Below are 4,809 nucleotides of genomic sequence, written 5' to 3' on the forward strand. Positions count from 1 at the left end.
AATAACTTGGCGGTTTGTGGCATTATCATCCACCACTAACAAGCGTTTTCCTGTTAAATCTAGTTGCACAACCTCAAGGTCAGCCATTTCTGAACTACAAGCCGAGTCAGCTATCAATGTGAAATAAAATGTAGAGCCAACTCCCACAGAACTTTCAACCCACATATTGCCACCCATCATTTCACACAAGCGCTTGCTGATAGCTAAACCCAAGCCAGTACCGCCATATTGGCGAGTCATCGATGCATCAACTTGACTAAAAGGCTTAAACAGTCGCTCCATGCGTTCTTGGGGAATGCCAATACCTGTATCTTTGACAGCAAATTGAATTAAGTATTTGTCTATTGAAATTACTTGTTTGACCTTCGTAGAAACTACAACTTCCCCATTTTTTGTAAATTTGACTGCATTAGCAATCAAATTCACTAAAGTTTGTCGGACTCGCGTCACATCTCCAATGATGGTGTTTGGGGTTTGTGGGTCAATCAAGTATGCCAAATCTATGTTTTTAGCAGCAGCTTGAGAAGCTAGTAAATCTAAAGCTTCTTCGATGCAATGACTCAGGTTAAAGGGTTGTGCTTCTAAATCTAATTTTCCGGACTCAATTTTAGAGAAGTCCAAAATATCATTAATGATAGTCAGCAAGGCATCACTGCTACTGCGGATAATTTCCACAAAATCTTGTTGTTGGGGAGTCAATTCCATATCCAATAGCAACCCTGTCATCCCAATAATGGCATTCATGGGGGTGCGGATTTCGTGACTCATCATCGCCAAAAACTCGCTTTTGGCACGATTTGCAGCTTCAGCCTCGCGTCTTGCTTGGTCTAGGGCAGAATTTTTAAAGGTGAGTTCTTCTCGTTGCTGGGTTTCTTGTTCTAGCAAATCTGCCTGTGCTAAAGCGATACCAAGTTGTGCTGCAACTGCTTCTGATAATTTAATTTCTTCTTCAGTCCACTGGCGAAAATAACTGCACTGTTGGATGACAATTGCTCCATTGGGCACTCCTTGATAGGAAGTACGGACTGCTAGCATCGACTTTAGCCCAACCTGCCGAATAGCTACTTCGACATCTGCCAGTAAACCATCAACATATACATTTGGGGAAGCGATCGCTTTATCCTGTGCAATCATTTTCTTGCCAAAAGCATTGAGAGTTACAGGCATCTCCAAGTTCATGATGGGAGTGTAACCAGAGATAACATACTCGGCTACTATGGGAACTTGCGGGATGGGGTCGTTAATGTAAGAGTGAATTGTACAGCGATCTACATTAAAAGCTTGTCCAATTTGAATGGCAGCCGTCTCCAAGATTTTTTTGCTGTCAAGGCTTTGACGAATTTGTTGAGTGATTTGTTCAAGTAACAAACTGCGTTGCAATTGCTGTTGTAGTGCCTCTTCAGCTTGTTTGCCTTTGGTAATGTCATGAAGGAAAGCAATTAGAGCAACAGTTTCTTCGTGTCCATCTCGCAAAGGAATTACAGTTGATTGGCAAATTCCCTGACTACCGTCTTTGCGAACAAAATTAATTTCATTTGACCAACGTCCCTCTTGCTTGATTCCCTCCAGCACCATAGTATTGAGCGTTGCGGCTGTTGCTGTTTCTTGGGGTGGTTTGAGAATACTAGGAGGAGTTTTGCCTAAAACCTCAGCTTTGGTATAACCAAATATCCGTTCAGCAGATGGACTCCAGTCTATAATACTGCCTCTAAGATCCGTGATAATTACAGCATCATGTATATTTTCAAATGTGAGAGCTTGCCTACGTAAAGCAACTTCAACTTTTGTCTGTTCTAAAATCTCAAGAGATAGCTGCTGATTCATCGCTGCTATCTGATAGTTATTCGCCTTGGTAGCTTGAGCAAAATAGGTTAATAAAGTTAATGTGCTGGCAAACAATAACCCTGCAAACAATGCAACAGTTGGCAGAGGTGAGTGTAAGCTTTTTAAAAACTCTGGAGTTGGGTAAATTTGGATTCGCCAGTTGACTCCATACAAATCAACGTTAATTTCTTGCTGCCAAGCTGAGTGTTGAGTGCTGAGTGTTGAGTGTTGAGTGCTATAAATTAACTCTTGATTGTCGAATACTCTAATTTTGTAACCCTCTGGCACATGTACAACTGAATCCAGCAGGGGTTGAATTTGAAAAACTCCCAAGATGAAGCCATCAAATTTATCTTCTATGAATATGGGTAAGTATGCTAAAAATCCCTTGCCACCGACTACAAGATCAACTGTGCGACTCAAAGTAGTTTGACGGCGATTTCGTGCTGTTTCTAGTGCCTCTCGTCGTCGGTATTCTTGGCTGAGATTGAGATTTCTGGCATTTTCGTTGCCTGCTAATGGTATAATCCATTTTACCCGAAATGACGTATCAACCCATTCTATTGCCCGAAATCCTCCAAAGTCTCTGATATAAGCGCTTGCATCTGCTTCCCATTCCTTTTGAGGAGTACCCCCACGAATTTGCCAGCGTTCTTTCATGCGTTCTAATGCTAGAATGCGGGTCTTTATTTCGCTAGTTAATTCAGTTTTGATCGTGATCGCCTGCTGTTGAATAAGTTGTTTAATGTTAGTCTGTTCTTCAAAAACAAACCATTGCCAAAGCGCAATCACTGCAATTGAGACGCAAATACCTACTACCAGTGACAGCAACACTTGTTTATTAAAAATTTTCACTGAGTCATACCAGTGATATTTGTGTTGCCTAACCACTTGTTTAGCCTCCAGGCACTTGAGTATTTTTTTACTAACCTTATCTTGTAATTCATCGTAAATATATGTAGCAATAGTATACTTACGGAAAAACCAAGCCTAAACGACTGGGAAAAACCATGACCAAAAAAATAACCCCCAGTTGAGGGCATCTATTGCGATCATTGGGCGGTGATACTATCGCACCAAAATAGGTTTATTTAAAATGGAATGGCACGCTCGAAAAGATGAAACCTCGTCTGGGCTATCTTGTAGGGCTTCGCCGTGAGCGTCAGCCGAACGGGGTGGCGCAACGGGTGTAGTGTTAATAAACATTCAAGCCTACGCGGTTAAACAGAGGTTACTTATTCTCAATTTCCACAAGTGCCCACACCCCCCACACCTGCCCCAAAGGCTGGTTAACTTAATTTGACCAACAACATATATCATTCATTATTGTTATTAATTCGAGTCAAACCAATAAAACATATTCTCACCATTTAAATACTTATGTACTATTGATTGGCGATCGCACTGTGCCAGTTGCGTAAATCCTGTTAATAATATTTATATTTTCTAAGCTAGAACTAAAAGGCGACACAAACTAGAAATACTAATCAATGAAGTAATCAGGACTTACGCAAAAATCGCCACAAAGCTTAATTTATCGAACCGCCAAGACGCCAAGAACGCCGAGAATTCTAGAGCGTGCGTAAGTCCTAGTAATATAAAACGAGGTTACTGGGTTTGGAACTTTATTGAAAGTTCCCTAGCAGTTATTATGAACTGCATGGGTAGTCAATCCAAAAAGGGATTATGATATCAAAGATATTTTGACTAGAAATAAGTTGTGAGTGAAGTACGAGCCGATTATGATGGTGCTTGGAAAGAAGCCGTAGAACAATATTTTGAGGCGTTTCTTGCATTCTTATTTCCAGAAATTCAAGCAGAAATTGATTGGGAGCGAGGCTATGAATTTCTTGAGCAAGAACTTCAGCAGTTGATAAAAGAATCTGAAGTTGGCAAGCAATTTGTCGATAAGCTAATCAAAGTTTGGCTAAAAGATGGAAAGGAAACTTGGCTGTTGATTCACCTAGAAATTCAAAGTCAAGTAGATCCCAACTTCACTAAACGGATGTTTTCCTATCACTACAGAATCTTTGACCGTTATAACCAGGAAGTTGTTAGCTTGGCAATTCTGGGGGATAATCAAGCCAATTGGCGACCGCAAGAATATAGTTATGGACGTTGGGGATGTTGTTTGAGTCTTCAGTTTCCCATTGTCAAGTTACTGGACTATGAATCTCGTTGGTCAGAATTAGAACAAAGTGATAGCCCTTTTGCTGTTCTGGTGATGGCGCACCTGCGGACACAAGCGACAACTCAAGATTTAACTGGTCGTTTGCAATGGAAGTTGAGACTAATTAAACGAATGTATGAGGTAGGCTATAGTAGAGACAAAATCCTTCAACTATTCCAGTTGCTAGATAGATTAATGACTCTACCACCGGAGTTAGACTTAAATTTCAAAGCCGAATTGGATCGTTTTGAGGCTGAACAGCAAATGACATACATAACAAGCATAGAACGCATAAGTATAGCAGAAGCTACCCAGAAACATATTTCTCAAATCTTAACTATTCGATTTAAAGATGTTCCTACTGAATTAGTAGAAAAATTAAATAAATTATATGATATTGAGTTGTTGAATCAATTGTTGGAAAAAGCCGTAACTATAGGTTCAATATCTGAGTTTGGGCAACAACTAAGTCAGGAAGACACAAACACAGATAGAAGTAAAAGGATATCGGGTTCCCTTTTAGATCTGTCAACTGAAAAAATAGGATAGCGGTGATAACAAATCCCCTCATCTTGATCTAAAGCTTCTTTGAGTGCCTTCCCAATCATTTTTTCAGCTGCATTATTATCACCAGAATCAGTCCATAGAAATTCCATGTATTTTCTCTTTGTAATAGAGGTATCAAAACCTTACAATCAAATTTAACAGTCGTTCTTATTGCGATCGCACTTTGGGCGGATGCTTGCGGCATGGCACATTAGCTTAAGTCTTTAACCGGACACAATATCAGCTGCTATTCAGTGCTTGTACTAATT

At 40.2% G+C, this 4,809-nt stretch carries 3 protein-coding genes; 1 reads left to right on the plus strand and 2 read right to left on the minus strand.

The window, feature by feature from the left end:
• Positions 1-2,715: ATP-binding protein (locus I8748_RS12050; RefSeq protein WP_318781213.1), on the minus strand; the 2,715-nt coding region annotated here is incomplete at its 3' end.
• Between the two features lie 177 nt (positions 2,716-2,892).
• Entirely contained in the window at positions 2,893-3,030 is a 138-nt protein-coding gene (locus I8748_RS12055) for a hypothetical protein (protein WP_198124818.1), read from the minus strand.
• A 514-nt stretch (positions 3,031-3,544) separates the two neighbouring features.
• Between I8748_RS12055 and I8748_RS12060 the strand changes: the two genes are divergently transcribed.
• Positions 3,545-4,543: an RpnC/YadD family protein gene (locus I8748_RS12060; RefSeq protein ID WP_198124819.1), complete on the plus strand. Its 999-nt coding sequence runs from the start codon at positions 3,545-3,547 to the stop codon at positions 4,541-4,543.
• Positions 4,544-4,809 lie beyond the last annotated feature (266 nt).

Source organism: Amazonocrinis nigriterrae CENA67 (genome assembly GCF_016056305.1).
Lineage (GTDB): Bacteria > Cyanobacteriota > Cyanobacteriia > Cyanobacteriales > Nostocaceae > Amazonocrinis > Amazonocrinis nigriterrae.

Bases quoted from the DNA above. Each gene is read 5' to 3' on its own strand.
- I8748_RS12055 (WP_198124818.1), bottom strand. From the start codon at position 3,030: ATGTTTATTAACACTACACCCGTTGCGCCACCCCGTTCGGCTGACGCT.